This is a genomic window from Candidatus Sulfotelmatobacter sp. (assembly GCA_035504415.1).
Taxonomy (GTDB): domain Bacteria; phylum Vulcanimicrobiota; class Vulcanimicrobiia; order Vulcanimicrobiales; family Vulcanimicrobiaceae; genus Vulcanimicrobium.
In genome coordinates, this window is record DATJRY010000014.1 from 68,957 (window position 1) to 94,671 (window position 25,715).

The 25,715-nt window shown below is 68.9% G+C and carries 33 protein-coding genes; 29 read left to right on the top strand and 4 right to left on the bottom strand.

The features are described from left to right. Positions 1 to 2 precede the first annotated feature (2 nt). The 18 genes from rplP (at position 3) to VMD91_12680 (ending at position 11,766) form a co-directional block, all read left to right on the top strand. Entirely contained in the window at positions 3 to 437 is a 435-nt protein-coding gene (gene rplP, locus VMD91_12595; GenBank protein ID HTW84904.1) for a 50S ribosomal protein L16, read from the top strand. Continuing rightward, positions 434 to 655 carry a 50S ribosomal protein L29 gene (gene rpmC / locus VMD91_12600; GenBank protein ID HTW84905.1) on the top strand — a complete coding sequence of 74 codons (222 nt, stop codon included), beginning with the start codon at positions 434 to 436 and terminating at the stop codon, positions 653 to 655. The genes rplP and rpmC overlap by 4 nt, the downstream gene beginning before the upstream one ends. Next, on the top strand, positions 642 to 926 hold the full coding sequence (rpsQ, locus tag VMD91_12605; protein HTW84906.1) for a 30S ribosomal protein S17: 285 nt from the start codon (positions 642 to 644) through the stop codon (positions 924 to 926). The genes rpmC and rpsQ overlap by 14 nt, the downstream gene beginning before the upstream one ends. 2 nt (positions 927 to 928) lie before the next feature. Continuing rightward, positions 929 to 1,306 (top strand): 50S ribosomal protein L14, encoded by a 378-nt coding sequence (gene rplN, locus VMD91_12610; protein HTW84907.1) that lies wholly within the window; start codon positions 929 to 931, stop codon positions 1,304 to 1,306. A 1-nt stretch (position 1,307) separates the two neighbouring features. Next, a complete protein-coding gene (rplX, locus tag VMD91_12615) occupies positions 1,308 to 1,676 on the top strand; it encodes a 50S ribosomal protein L24 (GenBank protein HTW84908.1) in 369 nt (122 codons plus the stop codon). 2 nt (positions 1,677 to 1,678) lie between these two features. After that, complete coding sequence (gene rplE / locus VMD91_12620) at positions 1,679 to 2,245, top strand: 50S ribosomal protein L5 (protein HTW84909.1); 567 nt, start codon at positions 1,679 to 1,681, stop codon at positions 2,243 to 2,245. After that, the gene (locus tag VMD91_12625) at positions 2,245 to 2,430 is read left to right on the top strand and encodes a type Z 30S ribosomal protein S14 (protein HTW84910.1); all 186 of its coding nucleotides are present in this window, start codon (positions 2,245 to 2,247) and stop codon (positions 2,428 to 2,430) included. Before rplE ends, VMD91_12625 begins: the two co-directional genes overlap by 1 nt. Before the next feature lies 1 nt (position 2,431). Next, entirely contained in the window at positions 2,432 to 2,833 is a 402-nt protein-coding gene (gene rpsH / locus VMD91_12630; protein ID HTW84911.1) for a 30S ribosomal protein S8, read from the top strand. 8 nt (positions 2,834 to 2,841) lie between these two features. Beyond that, positions 2,842 to 3,390 (top strand): 50S ribosomal protein L6, encoded by a 549-nt coding sequence (gene rplF / locus VMD91_12635; GenBank protein HTW84912.1) that lies wholly within the window; start codon positions 2,842 to 2,844, stop codon positions 3,388 to 3,390. Then, positions 3,390 to 3,755, top strand: a complete 366-nt coding sequence (gene rplR / locus VMD91_12640; GenBank protein HTW84913.1) for a 50S ribosomal protein L18 — start codon at positions 3,390 to 3,392, stop codon at positions 3,753 to 3,755. Before rplF ends, rplR begins: the two co-directional genes overlap by 1 nt. A gap of 118 nt (positions 3,756 to 3,873) precedes the next feature. Next, a complete protein-coding gene (gene rpsE / locus VMD91_12645; protein HTW84914.1) occupies positions 3,874 to 4,383 on the top strand; it encodes a 30S ribosomal protein S5 in 510 nt (169 codons plus the stop codon). 5 nt (positions 4,384 to 4,388) lie between these two features. Beyond that, a complete protein-coding gene (gene rplO / locus VMD91_12650) occupies positions 4,389 to 4,907 on the top strand; it encodes a 50S ribosomal protein L15 (GenBank protein HTW84915.1) in 519 nt (172 codons plus the stop codon). After that, on the top strand, positions 4,907 to 6,205 hold the full coding sequence (gene secY / locus VMD91_12655; protein HTW84916.1) for a preprotein translocase subunit SecY: 1,299 nt from the start codon (positions 4,907 to 4,909) through the stop codon (positions 6,203 to 6,205). Before rplO ends, secY begins: the two co-directional genes overlap by 1 nt. 117 nt (positions 6,206 to 6,322) lie before the next feature. Then, positions 6,323 to 6,982, top strand: a complete 660-nt coding sequence (locus VMD91_12660; GenBank protein ID HTW84917.1) for an adenylate kinase — start codon at positions 6,323 to 6,325, stop codon at positions 6,980 to 6,982. Beyond that, positions 6,979 to 7,782, top strand: coding sequence for a type I methionyl aminopeptidase (map, locus tag VMD91_12665; protein HTW84918.1), 804 nt, complete (start codon positions 6,979 to 6,981; stop codon positions 7,780 to 7,782). The genes VMD91_12660 and map overlap by 4 nt, the downstream gene beginning before the upstream one ends. 272 nt (positions 7,783 to 8,054) lie before the next feature. Next, positions 8,055 to 8,432: a 30S ribosomal protein S13 gene (gene rpsM / locus VMD91_12670; GenBank protein HTW84919.1), complete on the top strand. Its 378-nt coding sequence runs from the start codon at positions 8,055 to 8,057 to the stop codon at positions 8,430 to 8,432. Between the two features lie 169 nt (positions 8,433 to 8,601). Further along, positions 8,602 to 10,947 carry a methyl-accepting chemotaxis protein gene (locus tag VMD91_12675; GenBank protein ID HTW84920.1) on the top strand — a complete coding sequence of 782 codons (2,346 nt, stop codon included), beginning with the start codon at positions 8,602 to 8,604 and terminating at the stop codon, positions 10,945 to 10,947. 3 nt (positions 10,948 to 10,950) lie between these two features. Beyond that, positions 10,951 to 11,766, top strand: a complete 816-nt coding sequence (locus VMD91_12680; protein ID HTW84921.1) for a methyl-accepting chemotaxis protein — start codon at positions 10,951 to 10,953, stop codon at positions 11,764 to 11,766. On the opposite strand, the gene VMD91_12685 is transcribed toward VMD91_12680, so the two are convergent. The 3 genes from VMD91_12685 to VMD91_12695 are packed head-to-tail and all read right to left on the bottom strand — an operon-like array spanning position 11,763 to position 14,409. Then, positions 11,763 to 12,716 (bottom strand): ornithine cyclodeaminase family protein, encoded by a 954-nt coding sequence (locus VMD91_12685; protein ID HTW84922.1) that lies wholly within the window; start codon positions 12,714 to 12,716, stop codon positions 11,763 to 11,765. The two genes, VMD91_12680 and VMD91_12685, sit on opposite strands and share 4 nt — an antisense overlap. After that, positions 12,716 to 13,564: an NAD(P)-dependent oxidoreductase gene (locus VMD91_12690; GenBank protein HTW84923.1), complete on the bottom strand. Its 849-nt coding sequence runs from the start codon at positions 13,562 to 13,564 to the stop codon at positions 12,716 to 12,718. The genes VMD91_12685 and VMD91_12690 overlap by 1 nt, the downstream gene beginning before the upstream one ends. Further along, positions 13,561 to 14,409, bottom strand: coding sequence for an NAD(P)-dependent oxidoreductase (locus VMD91_12695; protein HTW84924.1), 849 nt, complete (start codon positions 14,407 to 14,409; stop codon positions 13,561 to 13,563). The genes VMD91_12690 and VMD91_12695 overlap by 4 nt, the downstream gene beginning before the upstream one ends. A 207-nt stretch (positions 14,410 to 14,616) precedes the next feature. On the opposite strand from VMD91_12695, the gene VMD91_12700 reads away from it, so the two are divergent. The 3 genes from VMD91_12700 to VMD91_12710 are packed head-to-tail and all read left to right on the top strand — an operon-like array spanning position 14,617 to position 17,839. Continuing rightward, positions 14,617 to 15,141, top strand: coding sequence for a hypothetical protein (locus VMD91_12700; protein HTW84925.1), 525 nt, complete (start codon positions 14,617 to 14,619; stop codon positions 15,139 to 15,141). Then, positions 15,138 to 16,451: a papain-like cysteine protease family protein gene (locus VMD91_12705; protein HTW84926.1), complete on the top strand. Its 1,314-nt coding sequence runs from the start codon at positions 15,138 to 15,140 to the stop codon at positions 16,449 to 16,451. Before VMD91_12700 ends, VMD91_12705 begins: the two co-directional genes overlap by 4 nt. An 11-nt stretch (positions 16,452 to 16,462) precedes the next feature. Next, positions 16,463 to 17,839, top strand: coding sequence for a hypothetical protein (locus VMD91_12710; protein ID HTW84927.1), 1,377 nt, complete (start codon positions 16,463 to 16,465; stop codon positions 17,837 to 17,839). Here VMD91_12710 and VMD91_12715 read toward each other — a convergent pair. Next, positions 17,773 to 19,185, bottom strand: coding sequence for a DUF2079 domain-containing protein (locus tag VMD91_12715; protein ID HTW84928.1), 1,413 nt, complete (start codon positions 19,183 to 19,185; stop codon positions 17,773 to 17,775). The genes VMD91_12710 and VMD91_12715 overlap by 67 nt on opposite strands. Positions 19,186 to 19,400: 215 nt before the next feature. On the opposite strand from VMD91_12715, the gene rpsK reads away from it, so the two are divergent. From rpsK to trpC, 8 genes are all read left to right on the top strand, one after another. Continuing rightward, complete coding sequence (gene rpsK / locus VMD91_12720) at positions 19,401 to 19,796, top strand: 30S ribosomal protein S11 (GenBank protein ID HTW84929.1); 396 nt, start codon at positions 19,401 to 19,403, stop codon at positions 19,794 to 19,796. Between the two features lie 19 nt (positions 19,797 to 19,815). Then, positions 19,816 to 20,475, top strand: a complete 660-nt coding sequence (gene rpsD / locus VMD91_12725) for a 30S ribosomal protein S4 (protein ID HTW84930.1) — start codon at positions 19,816 to 19,818, stop codon at positions 20,473 to 20,475. Positions 20,476 to 20,564: 89 nt separating this feature from the next. Then, positions 20,565 to 21,491, top strand: a complete 927-nt coding sequence (locus VMD91_12730) for a DNA-directed RNA polymerase subunit alpha (protein ID HTW84931.1) — start codon at positions 20,565 to 20,567, stop codon at positions 21,489 to 21,491. A gap of 25 nt (positions 21,492 to 21,516) precedes the next feature. Next, positions 21,517 to 21,870, top strand: a complete 354-nt coding sequence (gene rplQ, locus VMD91_12735) for a 50S ribosomal protein L17 (protein ID HTW84932.1) — start codon at positions 21,517 to 21,519, stop codon at positions 21,868 to 21,870. A gap of 71 nt (positions 21,871 to 21,941) precedes the next feature. Further along, the gene (locus VMD91_12740) at positions 21,942 to 23,309 is read left to right on the top strand and encodes a chorismate-binding protein (protein ID HTW84933.1); all 1,368 of its coding nucleotides are present in this window, start codon (positions 21,942 to 21,944) and stop codon (positions 23,307 to 23,309) included. After that, the gene (locus tag VMD91_12745) at positions 23,306 to 23,902 is read left to right on the top strand and encodes an aminodeoxychorismate/anthranilate synthase component II (GenBank protein ID HTW84934.1); all 597 of its coding nucleotides are present in this window, start codon (positions 23,306 to 23,308) and stop codon (positions 23,900 to 23,902) included. Before VMD91_12740 ends, VMD91_12745 begins: the two co-directional genes overlap by 4 nt. Continuing rightward, the gene (gene trpD / locus VMD91_12750) at positions 23,899 to 24,921 is read left to right on the top strand and encodes an anthranilate phosphoribosyltransferase (protein ID HTW84935.1); all 1,023 of its coding nucleotides are present in this window, start codon (positions 23,899 to 23,901) and stop codon (positions 24,919 to 24,921) included. Before VMD91_12745 ends, trpD begins: the two co-directional genes overlap by 4 nt. Continuing rightward, on the top strand, positions 24,918 to 25,715 hold the full coding sequence (gene trpC / locus VMD91_12755; GenBank protein HTW84936.1) for an indole-3-glycerol phosphate synthase TrpC: 798 nt from the start codon (positions 24,918 to 24,920) through the stop codon (positions 25,713 to 25,715). Before trpD ends, trpC begins: the two co-directional genes overlap by 4 nt.

Genomic DNA, 25,715 nt, shown 5'->3' on the forward strand with positions numbered 1-25,715 from the left:
AGATGCTTACTCCGAAGCGAGTGAAGTGGCGCCGTCAGCACCGCGGCCGCATGCGCGGCAAGGCACTGGTCGGCAACACGCTGACGTTCGGCGAGTTCGGCCTGCAGGCGCTCGAGCCGGTGTGGATGACCAACCGGCAGATCGAAGCGGCGCGTATCGCCATGACCCGTCACATCAAGCGTGGCGGCAAGGTGTGGATCAAGGTGTTCCCCGACAAGTCGGTCACGAAGAAGCCGGCCGAAGTCCGCATGGGCTCCGGTAAGGGCAACCCGGAGTTCTGGGTGGCCGTGGTCCGTCCGGGCCGCGTGCTGTTCGAGCTGGCCGGCGTCGACGAGAAGGTGGCGCGCGAAGCGCTGCGCCTGGCGGCGCAGAAGCTGCCGATCGCGACCAAGATCGTCACCCGTGCCGAGCAGGATGCGGAGGTCGCCACCGCATGAAGCGCACCGATCTGCGCGCCTTGCGCGAACTGACCCTGGCGGAGCTCGAGAAGCGCGCCCGCGAGACCAAGGAAGAGCTCTTCAACCTGCGGTTCTCGCTGCGGACCGGACACCTGTCCGACTTCTCGCGCGTGAAGCAAGTCCGCCGTACCTACGCCCAGATTCAAACCGCGATCTCCGAGAAGCGGCTCACCGAGGCACGTCATGGAGCAGCCTGATCAGAAGGCGGCCGAGAGCCGCATCAACCGCCGCCGCGTCAAGCAGGGCCGCGTCAAGAGCGACAAGATGGACAAGACCATCGTGGTCGTGACCGAGACGCGCGTCCCGCACCCGGTCTACAAGAAGGTCGTCCAGCGGTCGACGCGCTTCAAGGCGCACGACGAGCTCAACGACGCCAAGACCGGCGACCTGGTGCGCATCCAGGAGTGCCGCCCGATGTCGCGCGACAAGCGCTGGCGTCTGGTCGAGATCCTCGAGCGAGCGAAGTAGTCATGATCCAGCAAGAGACGCGGCTCAAAGTGGCCGACAACTCCGGCGCGCGCGAGCTGCTGTGCATCCACATCAGCGGCGGTTCGCGTCATCCCTACGCGCACGTGGGCGACATCATCGTCGGCACGGTCAAGAGCGCGATCCCGGGCGCCGCGGTCAAGAAGGGCCAAGTCGTCAAGGCGGTCGTCGTTCGGGCCTCGGCCCCGATGCGCCGTCCCGACGGCTCGGTCATCAAGTTCGACGAGAACGCCTGCGTGATCATCAAGGGCGAGAAGGACAACCTCGACCCGCGCGGCACGCGCGTGTTCGGTCCCGTCTGCCGCGAGCTGCGCGACCGCGGCTTCTTGAAGATCGCCTCGCTGGCGCCGGAGGTGCTCTGAGATGGGCACGCCGGTGAACCGTCAAGCCGTCCGCAAGCCCAAGATCGTCAAGGGCGACACGGTCATGCTGCGGCGCGGTAAGGAGAAGGGCAAGCGCGGGATCGTCAAGGCGGTCTTCCCGCAGCTCGGCGCCGCCACCGTCGAAGGCCTCAACGTCGTCAAGCGGCACACCAAACCGGGGCAAGCCGGTGGTCCGCAGAGCGGCGGCATCATCGAAAAGGAAGCGCGCATCCCGCTCTCGGCACTGATGGTCGTCGATCCGAAGACCGACAAGCCGACGCGCGTGCGCCGTACCCGCCAGGCCGACGGCACGTCGGTCCGGGTCGGGATCAAGTCGGGCGAGCAGCTGCTCGTCCCCGGGAAGTCGTAGTCATGGCGAATCGTCTCAAAGAGAAGTACCAGAGCCAGGTCCGCGCCCAGCTGCAGGACCGCTTCAAGTACCGCAACCCCATGCAGGTCCCCAAGCTGGAGAAGGTCGTCATCAACATGTCCGTTGGCGACGCCATCCAGAACTCGAAGGCCCTGGATGCGGCCGTTCGCGAGCTCACGCAGATCAGCGGCCAGAAGCCGGTGATCACCAAAGCGCGCAAGTCGATCGCGGCGTTCAAGCTGCGTGAAGGCATGAACATCGGCGCCAAGGTCACCTTGCGCGGCGAGCGGATGTACGACTTCCTCGACAAGCTCTTCAACATCGTGCTGCCGCGCATCCGCGACTTCCGCGGTCTGAACCGCAAGTCGTTCGACGGGCGCGGCAACTACAATCTCGGTCTGCGCGAGCAGCTGGTGTTCCCGGAGATCGAGTTCGACAAGGTCGACAAGGCGCGCGGGATGGACATCGTCATCGTGACGACGGCCAAGAACGACGAAGAAGCGACCGAGTTCCTCACCCAGATGGGGCTGCCGCTGCAGAAGCAGCAGGCCGCCGGAGCGACGCGATAATGGCCAAGACCTCGTTGATCGAAAAATCGAAGCGGACGCCGAAGTTCAGCGTGCGCGCGCACAACCGCTGCAAAGTCTGCGGCCGGCCGCGCGCGTACTATCGCAAGTTCGGCATGTGCCGCATCTGCCTGCGCGAGAACGCCCATCGCGGCTTCATCCCGGGCATCACGAAGGCGAGCTGGTAAGATGGGCGTCGTTACCGATCCGGTCGCGGATTTGCTCACGCGCATCCGCAACGCGAACACCGCCAACCATCAGACCGTCGACATTCCGGCCTCGAAGATGAAGAAGGCCGTCGCGCAGATCCTGCTCGACGAAGGCTTCATCTCCGGCCTCGAGGAGATCAAGGAAGGCCCGCAAGGGACGCTCCGGATCACCCTCAAGTACGGCCCGGAAAAAGAGAAGGTCATCACCGGCCTGCGCCGCATCAGCCGGCCCGGGCTGCGCGTCTACACCTCGAAGACCGAGATTCCGCGGGTCCTGGGCGGCCTGGGTCTGGTCATCATGTCCACGTCCAAGGGCATCATGTCGGGCAAGCGCGCCAAGCGCGAAGGCTTCGGCGGTGAAGTCCTGGCTTACGTCTGGTAATCACCACCATGTCACGCATCGGTAAGCTTCCGGTCCTCGTCCCCAGCGGCGTCGACGTGAAGATCGACGACTCGACGGTCAGCGTCAAGGGCCCCAAGGGCTCGCTCGCGCAGCACGTCCTGCCGGTCGTCACGGTCGCCCTCGAAGACGGCAAGGTCGTCGTCACGCGCAACAACGACGAGAAGTCGGGGCGCTCGGCGCACGGTCTCACCCGCACGCTGGTCGCCAACATGATCCAGGGTGTCACCAAGGGTTTCCGCAAGTCGCTCGAGCTCCAGGGCGTCGGCTACCGCGTCAACAAGGCCGGCAACGACCTCAACTTCTCGCTCGGCTATTCGCACCCGGTGACGTACGCGGCACCGGAAGGCATCACGTTCACCGTCGAGGGCACCAACAAAGTGCACGTCGACGGGATCGACAAGCAACGCGTCGGCCAAGTCGCCGCGGAGATCCGCGGGCTGCGTCCGCCGGAGCCCTACAAGGGCAAGGGCGTGCGCTACGACGGCGAGGTCGTCCGCAAGAAGCTCGGCAAAGCGGGCAAGGCAGGGAAGAAGTAATGGCCGGTACCTCGCGCACGGCGCAGCGCATCAAGCGCCACGACCGGCTGCGCAAGAAGGTCAGCGGGACGACCGAACGTCCGCGCCTGCAGATCTTCCGCAGCCTGCACCACACCTATGCGTTCGTGATCGACGACGCCAAAGGCCACACGCTGGCCTCGGCGTCGACGCGCGAAGGCGTGGTGGCCGAGGGTCTCGGCTCGCGGACCAACATCGAAGCCGCCCAGAAGGTCGGCGCGACGATCGCCCAGCGTGCGAAGGCCGCCGGCGTCGATGCGGTCGTGTTCGACACCTCGGGGCTCAAGTATCACGGCCGCGTCGCGGCGCTCGCCCAGGCGGCGCGCGAAGCGGGACTGGAGTTCTAAGGTGACGGTCATAGAGCGAGCGCAGAACCATCGCGCCTCAACCAACATGTCTATTGCGAGCTCGGTCTGGGGGCCCCACGCAGTGGGGGGCGCGCAGTCCGGGACGGAGCGCCGTTAAATGTACAATCGAGGCGGTCGCGATCGCGACAACCAGGGCTTCGAGGAGTCCGTCGTCCGCATCAACCGCGTGGCGAAGGTCGTCAAGGGCGGTAAGCGGTTCTCGTTCTCGGCGCTGGTCGTCGTGGGCGACAAGAAGGGCCGCGTCGGCTTCGCCATCGGCAAGGCCGGCGAAGTCCCGGAGGCGATCCGCAAGGGCGTCGAGCAAGCGCGCAAGTCGCTCATCACGGTGCCGATGGTCGAGAAGACGATCCCCCATCAGGTCAACGTGCACGTCGGCTCGGGTCACGTGCTGCTCAAGCCCGCCGCGGCCGGCACCGGCGTCATCGCCGGCGGAGCCATGCGTGCGGTCCTCGAGCTGGCCGGGATTCACGACATCGTGACCAAGTCGCTCGGGACCAACAACCCGATCAACGTCGTGCTCGCGACGTTCGAGGCACTCAAGTCGCTCAAGACGGCCGAGAAGGTCGCGCAGCTGCGCGGCAAGACGGTCCAAGAGATCTTCGCGTAAGCATCATGGCCAAAGCCAAGCAACAGCAATCGAAGGCGGCGACGCTCTCGCTCGCCACCCTCAAGCCGAACCCGCACTCCCGCCCGAAGCGCACGCGCGTCGGCCGCGGGCACGGTTCCGGCATGGTCAAGACCGGCGGCGAAGGCGGTAAGGGCCAGACGGTCCGTTCGGGCGGCGGCAAGGGGCCGGCGTTCGAGGGCGGTCAGACGCCGTGGGCGCGGCGCTTGCCGCAGAAGCGCGGCTACTCGCAGAAGTCGCGAGACCTGGGCCACTTCCGCCAGACGTTCGCCGTGGTCAACGTCGGCGCGCTGGCCGGCTGGGACTCGAGCGTCGAAGTCAGCCCGCAGTCGCTCAAGGCGGCCGGGAAGCTCAAGGACCTGCGCGACGGCGTCAAGATCCTGGGCGGCAGCACCAAGACCGCGAACGCCGGCGCCCTCCCGACCGGGCTGCGCTTCCGCGACGTCGTGTTCTCCGCGTCCGCGCGTGAAGCGCTGACCGCCGTCGGCGCCGACCTCGGAGAGTAATGCTCAACACCCTTCGCAACGCGTTGACCGTGCCCGACATCCGCAAGCGGATCGGGTTCGTGTTCTTCGCGTTCGCCCTCTTCGTCTTCATGATCCACGTTCAGCTCCCGAACGTGAACCAGCAGAAGTGGTCGCAGCTCATCCAGAGCGGCGCCTTCTACCAGTTCCTCGGGTTCCTGTCCGGTGGCGCGCTGCAGAAGCTCTCGATCATCGCCATGGGGATCACGCCGTACATCAACGCGTCGATCATCATGCAGCTGATGACGGTGGTCATCCCGCAGCTCGAGGAGATGGCGAAGAAGGGCGGCGAGGAAGGCCGCAAGACGATCGGGCGCTACACGCGCTGGCTGACGATCGTGCTGGCGACGATCCAGGCGACCTCGATGGCGATCGCCATGAACCGCAGCGGCGTCTTCTACGACAGCTCCGTGCTGTTCATCATCTACGCCGTGGTCGCGTTCGTCTCGGGCACGCTGTTCCTGATGTGGCTCGGCGAGCAGATCACCGACAAGGGCATCGGCAACGGCGTCTCGCTGATCATCTTCGTCGGCATCGTGCTGCGCTTCCCGGTCCAGGTGTCCCAGACGTTCTCGCTGGCCAACAAGGGCAACGTGAACTGGCTGGGGCTGGCGCTGTGGGTCGCCATCGCGCTGATCACGATCGTCTCGATCGTGTTCATGTACCAGGGACAGCGCCGCATCCCCGTCCAGCAAGCCCGCCGCGTCGTCGGCCGCAAGCTCTACGCCGGGCGCTCGAGCTACATCCCGCTGCGCCTGAACAACGCCGGCGTCATCTCGATCATCTTCGCGATCTCGATCTTGCTGCTGCCGCAGCAGGCGCTCTCGTGGTTCGGCGGCGCCAACGCGGCCAACAGCCACAGCTGGGCGGCGAACGTGTCGTTCTTCATCCAGACGTACTTCGGGCCCAGCTCGATCCTGTACAACCTGGTCTACTTCTTGCTGGTCGTCATCTTCACGTTCTTCTACTCGGCGATCGTCGTCAACACGCGCGACATCGCCGACAACCTCAAGAAGTCCGGCTCGTTCATCCCCGGCATCCGCCCGGGCCAGCCGACGGTCGACTACATCAACAAGATCCTGGCCCGCATCACGACTGCCTCGGCGATCTACTTGGGCCTGCTGGCCGTGCTGCCCTCGATCCAGCGCAACGCCGGCGTGACCTCGCTCTACATCGGCTCGACCTCGCTGCTGATCGTCGTCGGCGTCGCCCTGGACTCCATCACCCAAATCGAAGCCCGCTTGGCCATGCGCGACTACCGCGGGTTCATAAATAGGTAATGGTCATGGACCGAGCGCTGCAGGACCGCGGCTCATCCGTCATCGCGTTGCGAGGTCGGATCGGGGGGCCCATGCTCTGCATGGGGGGCGCGGAGCCTGGGGCGGAGCTCCGTTAAAATGAACCTGATCTTTCTCGGGCCTCCCGGTGCCGGTAAGGGCACGCAGGCGAAGGTGCTCGAGGAGCGCTATGGCTACCGCCAGATCTCCACGGGCGACATCCTGCGGCGCAACGTGGCCGAAGGGACGCCGCTCGGCGTCGAGGCCAAGGGGTTCATGGATCGCGGCGACCTGGTACCCGACGATCTGATCATCCGCATGATGGAGCACGAGCTGGCCAACCCGGCCGACGTGATCCTCGACGGTTTCCCGCGCACGGTGCCGCAGGCGGAAGCGCTCGACGCGCTCCTCGACCGGCTGCACCGCAGCGCGATCGCGGTCCTGTTCGACGTCGACATGAGCGTCTTGCTCGAGCGTTTGACCGGGCGCTGGACGCACGCCCCGTCGGGCCGCACGTATCACGCCGTGCACAACCCGCCGCGGGTTCCGTTCTGCGACGACGTCACCGGCGAGCCGCTCATCCAGCGGCCCGACGACACGGAAGCGACGATCCGTAAGCGCCTCGCGGTGTACGAAGAGCAGACCGCGCCGCTGATCGCCTACTACGACGACCCCGCCGACGCGCGGCTGGTGCGCGTCGACGCGCTGGCACCGATCGCCGACGTCACCGCCCAGCTGATCGACTTGATCGAGAACGGTCAGCCGGCGGGGGCGCCATGATCACCATCAAGTCGCCGCGCGAGATCGAGATCATGCGCCGCAGCGGCAAGATCACCGCCAAGACGCTGACGACGCTCATGGCCGCCGCCAAGCCCGGGGTCACGACCCGCGAGCTGGACCGCATCGCCGACGAGTCGATCCGCTCGATGGGCGGGGTGCCCACCTTCATCGGCTACAACGGCTATCCGTCGGCGATCTGCGCCTCCGTCAACGACGAGGTCGTCCACGGGATGCCGGGCGATCGCGTGCTGTGCGAGGGCGACCTGCTCTCGATCGACATCGGGACCACGCTCGAGGGCTACGTCTCCGACTCGGCGGTCACGGTGGCCATCGGGACCCCGAGCGAAGCCGCGGCGCGGTTGATGCGGGTGACCCAAGAGTGCCTGATGCTGGGGATCGCCCAGATGCAGGTCGGCAACCACGTCGGCGACATCGGCCACGCGGTCCAGCAGCACGCCGAGTCCAACGGCTACGGCGTCGTGCGGGCCCTGGTCGGCCACGGGGTCGGCCGGAAGATGCACGAGGACCCGCAGGTCCCCAACTACGGCAAGCCGGGGGCCGGCGCCCAACTGCGAGCGGGCCTGGTGCTGGCGGTCGAGCCGATGATCACCCAGGGGACCTGGGAGGTCGAAACCCTGGAGGATGGCTGGACGGTCGTAACCCAGGATGGTAAACTAGCGGCGCACTTCGAGCATACGATCGCGGTCACGGACGATGGTCCGAAGATCCTGACGTTGCGAGAAACCGCCGAGCATCCCGACGTGGAGCGTTATCGGCCACCCCAGGAAGTGGCAGCATGACTTGTCACGTCCACAACCACGTCACCAAAGAGAACATGCCCAATGCGGCCCCCCTCGGGGAATCGCGCTTCTCCGGCTCGCTCGCCGGGGCCGCGCGCCCGGGGGCCCCACGCGTTTGCGTGGGGGGTGCGGAGCCCAGGGCGGAGCACCATTGAAATGAAAGTACGTCCGTCAGTCAAGCGCATCTGCGATGCATGTAAGGTCATTCGGCGAGAAGGCAAAGTCCGCGTGATCTGCAGCGTCAATCCGAAGCACAAGCAGGTTCAGGGATAATGGCTCGTATCTCCGGCATCGATCTGCCGCGCGACAAGCGCATCGAGATCGGTCTCACGTACATCTTCGGCATCGGTCTGCCGACGGCGCAGAAGATCCTCGCGCAGACGGGGGTCAACCCCAGCGTGCGCGTCAAGGACCTCTCGACCGAGGACGAGCAGAAGCTGCGTGAGGTCATCGAGACGCTCAAGGTCGAAGGCGACTTGCGCCGTGAGATCGCCTCGAACATCAAGCGGTTGACCGACATCGGATGCTACCGCGGCTTGCGTCATCGTCGTGGGCTGCCCGTTCGCGGCCAGCGCACGAAGACGAACGCGCGTACCCGCAAGGGTCCCAAGCGCACCGTGGCCGGCAAGAAGAAGGCCACCAAGAAGTAGCTCGCTTACTCGCTTGCATCGTGAAAGGCTCGGTCGACGACCGGGCCTTTTCGTTTGTTGCGCGTTTGTGCCGGGGCCGACAATTTTCCGTATGAGCCCCATCCGGTAAGAGGCACCGCCGCGCGCCCGCCTGGAAGGAAGGGCGCGAACCGGGTGGGTTGGAGGCGGTTTGGTCGAGGTATACCAGTCGGCGGAAATGCCCGACGCGCGGCGTGCCCTGCACGAGCTCGTCGCGTCGGCGGAACGCGCCGCAGGCGACCACGACGCGGCCGTCGATCGGACGCTCGAAGGCACCGAACGACAGCACGCGGCGATCGCCGCGTTGCGGCGCGCCACCGCGAGCTCCGCCCAAGCCGCGCGCGCGGTCGCCGAACACGCGACGCAGTTGGCCGCCGTCGCCGATCGCTTGCCGGGCGATCTGTCGGCCTCGCGCGTCAGCCTCGAAGAGCTCGGCGCCGCCGCGCGCGGGCTGGGGAGCGCGACGAGCACCGGCCGGACCGCGATCGAACGGCTCGACGGCGGTTGGTCGAGCGTCGCCGACGCGATCGAAGAGATCGCGCGCGCGGCGCGTCGCGCGCGCGTGCTGGCGGTCAACGCCTCGATCGAAGCGGCGTACGTCGAGGCGACCGGCTCCGGCTTCGGGATCGTCGCCGAACGGATGCGGGCGCTCTCGACCTCGACGCTCGACGCGGCGCGCGACGTGCGGACCATCGTCACCGACACGCGTAACGAAGCCGCCAAGGTCATCCAGTCCACGCGCATCGCCGAGAGCAGCTGCAACGCCGTCGCCGCGGCGCTCGACCAGGTCATCGCATCCTTCGACGACGGCGTCGCGCGCGGCACCGCCTTCGCCTCCGGCGTCGCGCAGCTCGCGACGATCGCCGACGAGCAGGGAGCCGCCGCTGCGCAGATCGCCGGAACGGTGGAACGTTTGGACGCCTTGGCGCGCGATGCCGGCGACGACGCGCGAGCCGCGGCGCGCGGCGTCGGCGCCAGCGTGGTGCGCGCGCGCGGGGCGTTGGCCGCCGGGAATACCGCCGACGCGGTCGCCGCGCTGACCGACGCCGCGATCGCCGCGGCGCGCGGCGAGAGCGCCTGGCGTGGCGTCGACCACGCGCTGCTCTCGCTGGCGACCGAGTTCCAGCAAGTCTCGGCGGCACTCGAGCAATCGGGCCAAGCGGCGGTCGCGCTCGGTATCGCGGCCGGCGAGATCGTCGTCGCGCTCGATCAGCTCGACGCGTCGCTGCGCGCGGCGGTCGCCGGCTTCGAGCACGCCATCGTCGACGTACGCGCCGCGGAGCAGCACGGCGATCAGGTGCGCACCGGCATCATCTCGATGCACCACGCGACCGATCAGGCCGGTACGATCGTCGAAACCGTCTCGGAGATCAGCGCCGAGTCGGGGTTGCTGGCGATCAACGCCGCGATCGAAGCGGCGCGCGCCGGCGAGCGCGGCCTCGGCTTCACCGTCATCGCCGACGAGATCGGCCGGCTCGCGCGCGGCACGCAAGAGGTGACCGGCAACGTCGGTGAGGCGATCGCCAAGCTGCGCGACCGCGGCACGCGGCTGGAGCGCGCCAGCGCGCAGAGCGCCGGCGAGATGACCGGCTTGGTCGACCGCGCGCAGCGCGGGCGCGGCGCGGTCGACGTGCTGCGCGACTCGATCGCCGCGAACCTCGAGCGCGGCCGTGCGTTGGCCCAGACCGCGCGCCAGCTCGACGCCGGCGCGCGCGCGGTCGTCGAGGAGATCGTTCACGCCCGTTCGGCACTCGGCGCGCTGGGCGCCGACGAACGCGACCGCGCGCGACTGGCGCTCAGCGACGTGCTCGGTCACGCCCAGGATTTGGGCATCGCGTTGGGGGTGCCGCTGCCGCTGGCCCGGTTCCGCACGCTGTTGGCCGGCGTCGCGACGGAGATCGAGGCCGTCTACGGTGCTGCCGTCGCGCAAGGCCGCACGACGCTCGACGGGCTGCGCGCCGCCGACTACGTCGAGCTGCGCGGCGACGAGGTCGCGCACTTGGCACGGTTCGTCGACGTGCGCACCGCGCCGCGCGGCGGCTTCAGTCCGGCGAAATTCCGGACCTCGTCCGACGCGGCGGTCGACCGCGAGGTGATGGCGATCTTCGACCGCGCCATCGCCGCCGAGCCGGCGATCAAGTCGATGGCGGACATGGACCTCAACGGGTTCCTGGTCGCGCTGCCTTCGCACGTCTCGACGACCGTCGACTGGACGCGCAACCGCGCCAAGAAGCTGCTCGAGGACGCCATCAGCATTCGGGTCGCGCGGCTGGGTCTGGGGGCCGGGGCCGAGCACAGCGGGCTGCGGCGTCCCTGGAGCGCGTTCGCGCGCGACGGGTACTCGCTGCAGCGCGTCGAACCGCGGCTCTTCGGTGCGTTCGCCTATCTTCAGGACACCGGGGCCGTCTTCGTCAACGTGGCGACGCCTCTCCACGTCGGGGACGTGCGCGTCGGAACCGTCTCGCTCATCGTGGACGCCGAGAGCGCCCTGGGCTGACCGGTGATCGCCACGTCGGCGGACACGACGTCGGCGATGGAGACGATCGGCGCGGCGGACGAGCTGGTCCGCAAGGTCGTCGAAGCCCTGCGCAGCGGCGAGGTGGCGCTGGGCAAGTTCGACAAGGCCTGGGGGACCGTGGCCGGCGCGGCCGACGGGTTCGCGCGCTCGGCGCGCCAGGCGCGCGTCTTGGCGATCAACGCCTCGATCGAAGCGGCCGCGTTCGACGGCGGCGGCGGCTTCCGCATCGTCGCCGAACGGATGCGCGCGCTCTCGGCGACGACCCAGGAGACGGCGCGCGACGTCGAGGGGATCGCGCAGCGCTCGCGCACCGCGGTCGCGACGACGCTGGCCTCGACCTCGCGCACGCGCGCGGCGCTCGAAGCGATCGACGTCACGCTGACCCGCGTGGGCGCGGATCGTGAGCTTCACGGCGCGGTGGTGGCTGAGGTGTTGGCGTCGATCGAGCAGGCTCGCGGCTACGGCGATGAGGTCGACACCGGCGCGCAGGAGATGCTCGCGGCGACCGATCAGATCGAGGCGCTGGTGAACCGGGTGGCCGACGTCGCCGCCGACGCGCAGCTGCTGGCCATCAACGCCGCGATCGAAGCGGCGCGCGCCGGCGAGCGCGGCTTGGGCTTCACCGTCATCGCCGACGGGATCGCGGCGCTGGCGCACGAGACGGGCGCCAGCAGCGAGAAGCTGGTGCAGACCGTCGTCGCGCTGCGCGACCGCACGCAGCGGTTGCGAGCGGGCAGCGCGCAGCAAGGCGCGACGATGGGCGAGATCGTCACGCTGCTGGAGCGGCTGACGACCTAGGCGGGGATCGGCAGCGGCGTGCCGCGGCCTTCCGCGACGCAGACGTCGTAGACGTAGCCGGCCGCCGCGATGTCCCACAGCCCGATGCCGAGCGACTCGAAGAGCGTGATCTGCCGCTCGTCCGTGCGAGCCGGGGCGAGGTTGGCGACGACGTCGCTGAGCAGCGTGGCGCGATCCCACGACCAGCCCTCGCGTTCGGCGGCCAGCAGGTCGCCGGACTCGACGTGCGCCTGCGCGACGTCCTCGACGGCGATCACGCCGGCGCGGCGCACGGTCTCGACGTCGACCTCTTGCGCGTGCGCGCGATTGGAGCCGGCCGCGTTGACGTGCGTGCCGGGCCGCAACCACGCGCCTTCGAGGACCGGGTGGGTGGAACTGGTCATCGTGCAGACCACGTCCGCTTGCGCGATCGCGTCCCGCGCGCTCTCGACCGCTTCGAGCGGGACGTCGATGCGCTCGCTCATCTGCTCGCAGAACGCGGCCCGGCGCGCCGGGTCGCGCCCGTAGACGAGCACGCGGCGGATCGGCCGCACGCGCACGCAGGCCTCGACTTGCGAGCGCGCCTGCCAGCCGGTGCCGATGATCGCCAGCGTCGCGGCGTCCTCGCGGGCCAGCACGCGCGTCGCGACGCCGGAGGCCGCGCCGGTGCGAATCTGTCCCAGCGCGTCGGCCTCGATCAGCGCCAGCAGCTCGCCGGCCTGGCCGAACAGCGAGACCAGGAAGCGCGCGCCGCGCGCCTTCGAGACCGTGTACGTCTTGTTGCCCAGGCGTCCGCCGTACGCGCCGACCAGCACGTGGATCATCGCGCTGTCGGTCTGCGCGCGCTGGCGCGGACGGTTCTGCGCGCGGCCCTCGGCCAGCGCGCGCGCCGCGTCCTCGATCCGGATCAGCGCCTCGCGCATCGGGAACGTCTCGACGACGTCGCCTTCGGTCAGGTAGATCGGCTGCATCACGCCCGCCCCGACGCGACGATGCCGGAGTCGTCGGCCCCGAACCCGGCTTTGAGGTAACGGTCCTGCAGCGCGGCGACCGCCGGCAAGACGTCGAGCGTCGTGCCGTGGCGCGCGGCCTCTTCGATCATCAGCCGGGCGTCCTTGCGCGCCATCGCCAGCTCGAAGCTGGGCGGCGAGAAGCGCTCCTCGGCGATGCTCTTTGCGCGGTAGCCGATGAAGCCGCCGGGGTTGAACTCGTCGAACAGCGTGCCCGCGTCGCGCGCGTCGATCCCGAGCGACCGCGCCAGCGCGAACATGTCGGCCAGGCCGCCGCTGGCGACCAGGATCACCAGGTTGCCGAACAGCTTGAACGACGCGCCGCGGGTCGGATCGTCGCCCAGCTCGATGACCTTGCCGGTCATCGGCTGCAGCAGCGGCAGCACCGCGGCGCGCACCGCCGGATCGCCCGAGAGCAGCATCAACCCGGTCGCCTCGCGCGCGTTGCGCGGCCCCATGAAGACCGGCGCGTGAACGAACGTGCGGCCGCGCTGCCTCCAGCGTGCGACCCGCTCCCCGGTCGGCGTCGGCGCGGTGGTCGTGTGATCGATGACGAGCGTGGCCGCCGGGATGGCGTCGGCCAGCCGCTCGAGCACGCCGTCGACCGCCGCGTCGTCGCTGAGCGTGAGGTGGATCCGCGCGGCGCCGCGCACGGCATCGCGCGGATCGTCGAAGGCCTTGGCGCCGTCTGCCTCGAGCGCGCGCGCCTTCGCCGGCGTGCGGTTCCACACGTGCACCGTCTCGCCGCGCTCGAGCAGCTTTTGCACGAAGCCCGTGCCGAGCAGGCCGGTTCCCAAATACGCGATCATGCCGGCTCTCTCCGCGCCACGACGCCCACGTCCTGCCCGCCGTAGCCGGCGCGCACGTATTCGTCGAAGTACGCCGCGATCGCCGGCAGCACCGCCAGCGAGGTGCCGTGCCGCTGGGCCTCTTCCATCATCAGCCGCACGTCCTTGCGTGCCATCGAGAGCTCCCACTGCGGCGTGAAGTCGCCGTTGGCCATGGCCTTGCCGCGCAGCTCGAACGTCGCGCCGGGCTTGAAGTCGTCGAACAGCCGCTGTGCTTCGCTCGCCGGGATACCGAGCGACTCCGCGAAGCGGTAACCGTCTGCCAGGCCGGTCACCACGAACACCAGCATCATGTTGCCGAACAGCTTGAACGCCGCGGCGCGGGTCGGGTCGTCGCCGAGCTCGATGACCTTCCCGGTCATCGGGACGATCAGCGGCTTGACGGTGGCGCGATCCTCCGGCGCGGCGGAGAGCAGCATGAAGCCTTGCGCGTTGCGGGCGGCGGCCGGTCCCATGAAGACCGGCGTATGGACGAAGGTGACGCCGCGCTGCTTCCAGCGCGCGACCCGTTCGCCGGTCGGTGTCGGCGCGGTCGTGGTGTGATCGAGGATGATCGTCGACGCACCGATCTCGCCGGCCAGCGGTTCGAGGACCGCGTCGACCGAGGCGTCGTCACTCAGCGTGAGCTGGATTTGATCTGCGCCGCGCACGGCCTCCGCCGCAGTCGCGCAGACGACGGCACCGTCGGCGGCCAGCGCTCGAGCCTTCTCCGGCGTGCGGTTCCAAACACGAACCGTCTCGCCGCGCTCGAGCAGCCTGCGCACGAAGCCGCTGCCGAGCAGGCCGGTCCCAAGGTATGCGATCATGCGCCGTGTTTGCCTGCGTGCGGTCCGCACCCCTCGCGGGCGTTGCGCCGGCATGCAGTAACCGCGCTTTAACCGCCATCGTCGAGGCTGGTCGTACGACGGCTACCGGCGGTGCCACCCGGCACAGCACATGGCCGATCGATTCTCTTTTGCCTGCAAAGGGACATCATGGCTATCCAGACATCTCCTCTCGCACCGACTTGCGTCGTGGTCACGCTGACGATCGGTGGCCAAGCGACGACGCTGGCGCAAGCGCCGCTGACCGGGTACAGTGGCCAGCCGCTGTACTTCCACGTTCAGAGCAACGGCCAGACGCTCTCGATCGTGATCGATGACAAACCGCGCGGCAGCTCCGTCCTCAAGCCGCCGGCAGCCGCTACCGCCGACGTGACCTTCATGCTCAACGGCGCCGTGGTCGAGCACTGGCCCGCAGTCGCAGCCAACTACACTGCCGTGAACGGCTTGAACTTCTCGGCGTCGCTCGACCCGTTGCTGCAAACGCTCGCGCTGTCCGTCGACGACAATCCCCAAGCTGCGACGCAGAACACGGGCGCGCTCGAGTACGTGCTGGTCAAGAGCGCCGCCGGACAGTGGCAGATCAAGTGGCTCGAGCTGGCGCCCGAGGTCGATCTCAACACCACCGGCCTCTCGAACGTCGACCTGATTCCCGCGCCCCCGCCGACCGGCCAGATCGGCGGCGTCTACGGACCGATGGGTTTCGCCGTATCATGAGCGCTTCGATTTATTTCGACGTTCCGTACCATCAACAGGACGCCGACAACTACTGCGGCTTGGCGGCGGCGCAAATGGTCTTGGCCTCGACGGGGGCACCGCCGCTCGATCAGAGCAGTCTGGTCAACGGCGCGCTCGTCATGCCGGGTGGAATCTCGCCGTCGACGCTGGCCGGCGTGCTGAACCATTGGGCGAGCACCATCGGCTTGGCGGCGACCTTCTCCAGCCCGGCGCCGTACGCGGACTACGACAAAGCGCTTCGCGCGGTCGTCGACAACCTCATCCGGACGGGCATCGCCGTCCCCGTGCTCGCGTTCGGCAGCGCCCGGCACTGGCTGGTCGTCAAGGGCGCGGTGCTCGACGGGCCGATCGTGGCGGGCGGAGCGTACGCCGTGCGCGGCCTCATCGTCGCGAACCCCGCGCCGGTGACGGCCGCGGTGAGCGCGACGGACGCCGTGGATCTGGCGACCATCCACGCGACGTACGGCGATCAACCGGTCCCGCACGTGGCCGGTGACGCGTGCGGGAAGGGCGACGTGACGGGCGCCAAGGACGTCTACATCACCGCGGCAGCGTGGCGCGAGTACAACTGGCCGTCGACGCCCGACGGTCAACCCTCGACGTACGTCGTCGTGGCCAACGCCCGCACGACGCCCGTCGCGCTCCCGTCGAGCGCCGTGAAGCAGTTCCGATCGTCGGACGCGGGAGCGGCATTGGCCGCAGCGGCACCCGCCACCGCCGTCATGGCGGCTGCGCAAGCCGGAGTACGCGCGCACGGGCTCGACCAGTGCCCGCCATTCGCTTCCGCGTTCGCCGGCACGCATCCGTCCCAGCCGGTGATGCAAGAAGTCGGGACGACCACCGTACGGCAGTGGCAGTACGTCCAGTTTCTCCGTCCCTCGGCGGTCGCCGGGCAGCCGGACCAGGTGACGGCGGCCGTTTTCGTCGACGCCGACGGAACGTTTCTGGGTGCGCTCGCTCCGCCCTCGCACTTCGTCGACCCGCTCGACTTCGTCGCCCTTGCGCGCCAAGCGCTGATCGCACGGCAGGCTTCGTTCGCGGATCTGCTCGGCCCCGAGCCGATCGCGCAGGACGAGATCGCCATGGTCACACCACGCTTCTGGCAGGCCAGCGCGGAGTCGCTCTCCCCGGACCGCGCGTTCATGCGCGTGCGCGTGCGCGGTCACGAGCTGATCGTCGGCGACGACGGACGCGTGTATCGCCAGCTCACCCCACCTCGTTGCAACATCGTTGCGCTGCCGTCGAACGGCAAGGCCAAGCCGGCGGCGCCGGAGGTCGAGAAAACATGAAAACCCGAGTCATGCGGCTCATCGCTCCGACGATCGCCGCACTGGGCCTCTTCGCGACCAGCGCGGCGGCCGATACGCCGGCGGTGAACCCCGTCGACGTCAGACTGCGCGTCGTCTTTTTGCCGTACGGCACGGCGAGCGATACGTCTGCGACGACCCAGGCCATTCGGACGGGCATCACCAAGCTGGTGGATTCGATCAACCAGCAGAATCCGCTCTACAACGCCTGCAACCAGGCACCGGGAGCGGCGGTCGACGGTGCCGCGTGCGACGCGACGCAGGCGAACCTGATCGTCACCACGGCGTGGCAGAGCGGTGCAGCCGGCGCGTCGATCACCCTGAGCCCGGTCGATCTTCCCGACCATCAATCGTTCGCGCCGGTCGTCCTGACCGTTACGCCCGGCACCGACGATCCCGGCGACGCGAACGCCATCGCCGCCGCGCTTCAGCTCAATGCCACGCAGATCCAAGCGCTGCTAGGCACGCCGACGATCGCCAACGGCCTGCTCTCGACGGCGGCGTACCAGCCGTACGTGCAACTCGTGCCCGACGTGGGCTCGAGCCAGGCGACCCACGTCGACCTGCTTCAGAACTTGCTCGCGCGCCGCGGCATCGCGTCGGTGGCCTCGCAGTTCAACGCCGGCACGGTGACCTCGGGAAAGGTCAGCGCGCAGACGATCTGCGGGCTGGGACAGCGTTATCTGGTGTACTCCTACGCCGAGCGTACCGAAGACCGCATCCTCTCCCTCAACACGCGCGTCGAGACGCGAATGACCGGGCACCTGTACGATTGTCCGACCCGGACGGACCTGCCGTTCGGCAACGACACGCACACCTTCGCGACCAACACCGCGCTCTCGTTCGGCCCGTTCATCAACTTGCTGGCGGTGCTGTTTCTCTCGAAGACGGGATCGTGGACGTACACCGCCGCGGCCGGCGGCCTGGCGTCCAAGATCGTCGATCAGACACCGGCCCAGATCGAAGACCATACCGTCGAGATCACGATGCAGCAATTCGTCGACCATTTCTGCGACAAGCTGCACGACTTGCCGACGCTGGCCCCCGCGACGATCGCTACGCCGGTGCCGATGGTGACGGCGACCCCGACGCCGAGCCCGACACCCACGCCGCCGCCGCCGGGATCGGCGAAATCGTACCGCGTTTTGACCTCCAATGTTCAGCCGCAAAACCAGACTACCGGAGCGGGTGCGACCACAGCGGGGAGCGGCGCTTCGACCGCAACCGCGTCGGCGGCGCAGTCGCTCGACATCGGGCAATTCACCGCGACGACGCCGCCCCCGCTCAAGTGCGGAAAGCCGATCTACGAAGATCCGCCGCCGATTCCGGCCGACGCGCCGCTGTTCACCCGCCGCGATACGCGTTCGTAAGCGGTGACGTTTCCAGCGCGACACAGCTGCCGATAGGTTCCGTTCAGCACCAGTGCTTGGACCTTCGGCAGCACGTTGTCGTGGAAGTCTTGGTTCGGGTAGTCGCTCGCGACGACCAGATACTGCACGTCGAGCGCTTGCGGGTCCTCGCCCAGAACGGTCACGTGCGGTCGGCGCGCGGCGGTCGCGGCGTACCATTCGTCGTGCGTCGCCAGCGTCGCGTCGGGCGGGACGCAGGCCAGCGCGGTGCGCGCGTCGCCGAGCGCGTGGTACGAGGGCCGCAGATAGTGGAGCGGGTGCAGCGGGCTGAAGAAGACCAGCACCAGCGCCGAGAGGACGAACGCGACGCTCGTCCAGCGCCGCGGGACGCGCAGGCTCGCGATCCCGGCGGCGAACGCGATCAGCAGCCACGGGATCCACAGCGCCGCGTAGTGCATGCCCATCCGCCATACCAGGCCGCTGTTCGCCAGCAGCACGATCGCGAAGCCGGGGAGGCACAGCGCGATCAGCCGCGAGCGCAGCGGCACCAGCGCGAGCGGAACGAACGCTTCGAGCAGATACGTCAGGCGCCCGACCGTGAAGATCGCCGCCGCGAACGCCAGCGGGTGGGTGAACGGCGCGAGCACCAGCGCGGCCGGACCGTGCGCGAACGGATACTCGTAGAAGTGCGAAGGCGGCCAGGGTCCGACGCGCGGCAGCACCGCGAAGACGTAGACCGCGTCGGAGGCCAGCGCCGCCGCCGCCGACCCGAAGCCGGCCAGCGCCCAACCACGGTCGCGCCGGACCAGGCCCGCGATGCCGACCCCGGCGCCGATCAGGGCCAGCTCGAGGCAGACGTCCTCGCGCAAGAGCACCAGCAGCGCCGCGGCCGCGGTCAGCCAACCCCACGCGCGGCGCTCGAGCGCCAGCCACCAGCCCAGCGCCAGCGGCGAGAGCAGTCCCAGGTCACGGAACTCGCCGAACCCGACCGCCACCAGCGGCGGATAGACGAGGGCGACCGCGCCGATCCGATCGGCGATCCCGCCCGCGATCCCGCGGGCCCGGGCCAGCGCCGCCAGCAGCGGCGCGCACGCGACCGTCGCCAGCGCCAAGATGGCCTGCAGCACCCAGAGCGAGTGGGTGGCCGCCAGGAACGGCCACAGCAGCGCTAGAGCCGGCGACCAGTGGAAGCGGAAGTGGGTGCCCTGCTCGATCCCGTCCCGCATCCCGCCGAACGCGTCGAGGATGATCTGCACGAAGGTCCCGGTATCGGCTCCGTAGCTCCAGTCGGCGGCCCGGACGGCGGCCAGGGCGGCCAGGACGATGAAGGCGACGACGGTCCAGGCGAGCAGGCGGCGGGAGGGCACGGCGGCGAGGGTTCTCGCCTTGCGTGGGACCTCCGCCTGTGGTAAAGTAAGCCGTTGTGTCTGCCCGCGGACATGACGCGCGTTCGCGCGCTCCACCGCTCTCGCCGTGCGGTCGGACAAGAGGTCGAACGATGGGCAGGTTGCCCGCGTGTCGGTCGAGGCGACGACACCCGGCCGTTCGCCGGGCAGGAAAAGCACCCAGAGCGAGTTTTCTTTTGGCCGCCAAGAAGCAAACCAAGACGCGCAAGAAGCGCGAGTTCAAGAACGTCGGCGCGGGCGTCGCGCACATCCACTCCTCGTTCAACAACACGATCGTCACGATCACGGACAACACCGGGTCGACGATCGCCTGGGCGAGCGCAGGCAACCTCGGGTTCAAGGGCTCGAAGAAGTCGACGCCGTTCGCCGCGCAGATGGCCGCCGAGGCCGTCGCGCGCAAGGCGATGGAGCATGGGATGAAGACCGCCGAGGTCTACGTCAAGGGACCGGGCGCCGGCCGCGAGGCCGCGATCCGTTCGCTCCAGGCTGCCGGCCTCGAAATCACGCTCATCAAAGACGTCACGCCCATCCCGCACAACGGTTGCCGCCCGCCGAAGCGGCGGCGCGTGTAGGGGAGTAGAGTAGAAAAAAATGGCCCGCTACACCCAACCCGTGTGCCGCCTGTGCCGTCGCGAGACCGCGACGTCCAAGACCGGCGAGAAGATCAAGCTCTTCCTTAAGGGCGACCGCTGCCTGTCCAAGAAGTGCGCCGTCGAGCGCCGCGGCACGGCCCCCGGTCAGAAGACGCAGAACACCAAGACCCGCGCGAAGGTCTCGGAGTACGGCCGCCAGCTGCGTGAGAAGCAGAAGATGCGCCGCTACTACGGCGTGCTCGAGACGCAGTTCCAGAACTACTTCCGCGAAGCGCAGCGCGTGAAGGGTCAGACCGGCGCGACGTTCCTGCAGCTGCTCGAGCGGCGCTTGGACAACGTCGTCTACCGTCTGAACCTGGCCCTGAGCCGCGCGCAGGCGCGCCAGCTGGTCACGCACCGCCACTTTATGGTCAACGGCCGCCGCGTCAACATCCCCTCGTACATCCTCAAGGCCGGCGACGTGATCTCGATCGCCGAGGGTTCGAAGAGCTCGGACCTGTTCGCGCAGCTGGTCGAGACCGCCAAGGCGCGCCGCCATCCCGATTGGCTCGAGTTCTCGGAGACCGACAACACCGCCAAGGTGCTGGCGCTCCCCAGCCGCGAGCAGATCGACACCCCGGTCGACGAGCAGCTGATCGTCGAATACTACTCGCGCTAACCCGCAACCACCACCGCCGCTAGACGTCCGATCGTCTCGGGGACCCGAGGCGGATAACGCAAGCGGAGAAAGACCACACCACCACCATCATGACCGTCCTCGAAGCGCCGGCCGGCGCGCAGATCGAAGTTCGCGAGCGTCGCGAGAACTACGCCAAGTTCGTCATCGAGCCGCTGGAGCGCGGCTTCGGGATCACCATGGGCAACGCGCTGCGTCGCGTCCTGCTCTCGTCGATCCCCGGAGCCGCCGTCACCTACGTCAAGATCGACGGCGTGCTGCACGAGTTCTCGACCATCAGCGGCGTCGTCGAAGACACCGTCGACCTGCTCCTGAACCTCAAGGGACTCCCGCTCAAGCTCAACACCGACGATCCGAAGGTGCTCTCGCTCAACGTGAGCGGCGCGCGTGAAGTGACGGCGGGCGACATCGCTCCCGACGCCGACGTCGAGATCCTCCAGCCGAACTACCACATCGCGACGCTGTCCAAGAAGGACGCCAAGCTCTCGATGGAGATCGGCGTGGAGAAGTCGCGCGGCTACGTCACCTCGGACCGTCAGCGCAACATCGAGCACATGATCGGGCTCATCCCGATGGACTCGATCTTCTCGCCGATCCGCAAGGTCAACTTCACCGTCGACGACACCCGCGTCGGCCAGTCGGTCGACTTCGACCGGCTGACCATCGAGATCGAGACCAACGGCTCGATCACGCCCGACGACGCGCTCTCGGAAGCGGCCGAGATCCTGACCGACCAGCTGCACCTGTTCATCGGCTTCTCGACCGAAGAGAAGCCCGTCTCGGCGGCGCCCGCCAGCGAGTGGGACGTCCCGGTCGAGACGCTCAACCTCTCGGTGCGCTCGTTCAACTGCCTCAAGCGGGCCGGCATCTCGAAGGTCTCCGAGCTGCTGGACATGACGGAAGACGAGATCATCAAGATGCGCAACTTCGGCAAGAAGTCGCTCGACGAGATCAAGCAGGTTCTCGAAGAGCGCGGCCTCTCGCTCCGCCAGGCGTGATCATCAGGAACTCTTAGAGGAAACCATGCCGCACCAAGTCGCCAACAAACGCCTCTCGCGCACCGACGGCCACCGCAAGGCGCTGCTCCGCAACCTCGCGACGTCGTTCTTCAAGCACGAGAAGATCGAGACGACCTCGACCAAGGCCAAGGAGATCTCGAAGGTCGTCGACCGCCTGATCACCCAGGCGCGCCGTGGCGATCTGCACTCGCGGCGCCTGGTCGCGTCGTACCTGACCGAAGAGCCGGTCGCGAAGAAGCTGTTCGAGCAGATCGCGCCGGCCCTCAAGGACCGGACCGGCGGCTACACGCGGATCACCAAGACCCGCGTGCGCCCCGGCGACGCGGCCGAGCTCTCGTTGTTGGAGCTGGTCAAGTAGCAGGTCGTTCGTAGCGGAGGCTCCGGTGCAACGCCGGGGCCCCGCCGAGCGGTCACACCAGCTACTACCGTATGCTTACGACCTCGGACGACCCCCTCAGTCTGACCTCCGTCACGCGATCGTTCATCGCGGACAGCATCACGCCGATCTCCGCGTACCTCGCCCTGGCCCAGCCGGGGCGTTCGTGTTTGCTGGAGTCGGTCGAGGGGACGGAGCGGATCAGCCGCTTCTCGTTCATCGGGCTCGACTATCTCGACGTCCTGAGCGTGGACCGCGACGCGGCCATGCTCGACCGCATCCGCACGATGATCGGCCGGTACCGTCTCGATCGCACCGACCTGCCGTTCCCGGGCGGCGCGGTCTGGGCGTTCACCTACGACGCCGCGCGCGTGCTCGAACCGATCGGCGAGGCGCCGCCGCCCGACGTGCGCTTCGGCGACGCGCTGGTGCTCATCCCCGGCACCTGGGTCGTCTTCGATCACTTCACGCACCGCGTCTCGCTGATCGGCCTGTGCGCCGAGGCGGACCGCGCGTCGGTCGAAGCCCGGCTCGACGCGTACGTCGCGCGGCTGCTCGACCAGCGGCCGACGATTCCCGGCGCGGTACGAGCCGACGGTCCGGTGACGGCCTCGATGGACGAGCCGACCTTTCTGGCGCGCGTCGCGCAGGCGAAGGAGTTCATCCGCGAGGGTGAGGCCTACCAGCTGCAGGTGGGAATCCGCTTCTCGTGCCCGCTGGCGGGGACGGCGTTCGACTTCTACCGGCAGATTCGCGCCCGCAACCCCTCGCCGTACATGTTCTTCATCGAGCACGACGGACGCGCGGTGTTCGGCGCCTCACCGGAATTTCTGGTCCGGCTCGACGGGCGCGACGCGCGCATCCGGCCGCTGGCCGGGACGCGGCCGCGCGGCGCCGACGAGGCGAGCGACCAGCGCATCGCCGACGAGCTGCTCGAAGACCCCAAAGAGCGGGCCGAGCACGTCATGCTGGTCGACCTGGCGCGCAACGACTTGGGTGCGGTCTGCGCGACCGGCACCGTCCACGTCGACGAGCTGATGGTCATCGAGCGCTACTCGCACGTCATGCACATCGTCTCCAACGTCGTCGGCGAGCTGCGCCGCGACAAGGACGCGCTCGACCTGTTCGCGGCCTCGTTCCCGGCCGGCACGGTCACCGGCGCGCCGAAGATTCGCGCCATGCAGCTGATCGACCAGCTCGAGCCGGTCGCGCGCGGCTTCTACGCGGGCAGCGTAGGCCACATCGACTTCGACGGCGACATGGACTCGTGCATCGTGCTGCGCTCGGTGGCGGTCGCCAACGGACGGGCCTACTGGCAGGCCTCGGCCGGGATCGTCACCGACAGCAACCCGCAGGCCGAGTACGCCGAGGTCCACCACAAGACCGGCATCGTCCGCGCCGTCTTGGGCATCGCGCCATGACCAAGATACTACTCATCGACAACTACGACTCGTTCAGCTGGAACCTGGCGCATCTGTTCGGCGGGTTGGCCGGCGTCGAGGTCGAGGTGATCCGCAACGACGATCCGCGGTTGGACGACGGCGTCACCGCGCGCTACGACGGCGTCGTGATCGGACCGGGCCCGGGGCGCCCGGCCGACGCGGGACGGACGCCGGCGATCGTGCGCGAGGCGGCGCGCGAGGCGCGTCCGCTGTTCGGCGTGTGCCTCGGACTGCAGGCGATCGGCGAAGCGTTCGGCGGACGAGTGGTGCACGCGCCGCGACAGATGCACGGCAAGGTCTCCGAGATCACCCATGACGGGCGCGGCGTGTTCGCCGGGCTGCCCTCGCCGTTCAGCGCGACGCGGTATCACTCGCTGGTCGTCGACCACGACGGCTTTCCGGCGGTCTTGCGCGCCAACGCCGTCAGCGAGGACGCCGTGATCCAGGGGCTCGAGCACCGCGAGCTGCCGATTGCGGCGGTGCAGTTCCACCCCGAATCGGTCCTGACGGTGCAGGGCCGCGCTCTAGCGGAGAACGTCGTGCGCACGATGCGCGCGCGCCAGCTCGCGTGAGCGACTATCCCGCGCTGCTGCGCCGCCTGATCGCCGGCGAAGACCTGAGCGCGGCCGAGATGGCCGAGACGGTCGGCGGCATCATGGACGAGACGATCTCGTCGGTGCGCGCCGCCGCGCTGCTGGCCGCGCTGGCCGCCAAGGGCGAGACGGTCGACGAAGTGGTCGGCGCGGCGCGCGCGATGCGCGCGCGCAGCATGCGGGTCGAGCACGGCTTGCCGTACGTGCTCGACATCGTCGGGACCGGCGGCGACGGCGCGCACACGATCAACATCTCGACCACGGCCGCCTTCGTGGTCGCCGGCTGCGGCGTTCCCGTCGCCAAGCACGGGAACCGGGCGGCGTCGAGCCTGTGCGGCAGCGCCGACGTCCTCGAAGCGTTGGGCGTGCGTCTCAACCGCAGCCCGCAGCAGACGGCACTTGCGCTGCGCGAGGACGGAATCGCGTTCTTGTTCGCGCAGCACCACCATCCGGCGATGCGCGCGGTCGCGCCGGTGCGACGCGAGTTGGGCGTGCGCACGGTCTTCAACGTGCTCGGGCCACTCACCAACCCCGCCGGCGCGCAGCGCCAGGTGGTCGGCGTCGCGCGCGCCGAGCACGTCGAGCTGATCGCCGACGCGCTGCGGGCGCTGGGCGCGCAAGCGGCCGCGGTGATCCACGGGGAGGACGGGCTCGACGAGATCTCCGGCGAGGCGCCGACGACGGTCGTCCAGTTCGACCGCAACGGCCAGCGCCGCTGGACGCTCGACCCCGGCCGCCACGGCGTCCACACCCCGCGCGCCGCGATCATCGGCGGCGACGCGCGCACCAACGCCGCCGCGCTGGTGGCGATCCTCGAGGGCGAGCGCAGCGCTCGCGCCGACCTGGTGGTCCTCAACGCCGCGCTCGCGCTCGTCGTCGCGGGCGAGGCGATCGACATCGACGACGGGATGGTGCGCGCACGCACGGCCATCGAACGAGGCCGCGCCCGCGCGGCGCTGGACGCGCTGCGCCGGGAGCGCGAGACGGAGTTGGTATGACCGACATGCTGGAGAAGCTCTACGCCGCCAAGGAGGTCGCGCGCGCGGCCGACGAGGCCCGCGAGCCGATGGGCATCCTGCGCGAGCGCGCGCAGAACCGCCTGCGCGAGCGGCGTCCGTTCCGCGCCGCCTTGGCGAGCGCGAGCGGTCCGGCCATCATCGCCGAGATCAAGCGCGCCTCGCCGTCGGTCGGGATCATCGTGCCCAAGCTGGACCCGGCGCAGATCGCGCGCACCTACGCGCAGGCCGGCGCCGACGCGATCAGCGTGCTGACCGAGGCGGACCACTTCTTGGGCGACTTGAGCTACCTCGACGTGGCCCGCGACGCGGCGCCGCTGCCGATCCTGCGCAAGGACTTTCTCTCCACCCGCTACGACGTCGCGCAGTCGGCGGCGTACGGTGCCGACGCGTTCTTGGCGATCGTGGCCGGGCTGAGCGACGAGGTGCTCCACGAGCTGTTCGACGAGGCCAAGCGCTGGGATCTCGACGTGCTGGTCGAGGTGCACACCGACGCCGAGCTGGCGCGGGCGCTGGCCGCCGGTGCGACGCTGCTCGGGATCAACAACCGCAACCTGCGCACCTTCGAGACCGACCTGGCCGTCACCGAGGAGCTGCTGCCGCTGGTGCCGCGCGGCACCGTCGTCATCAGCGAGAGCGGCGTGCGCTCGCAGAAGGACGTACGCCGTCTGGTCGAGCACGGCGCGCGCGGCGTGCTGGTCGGCGAGTCGCTGATGCGCGCCGAGGACAAAGCCGACGCCATCCGTGCCCTCAAGGGAGCGGCGGTCCCGGCCTGA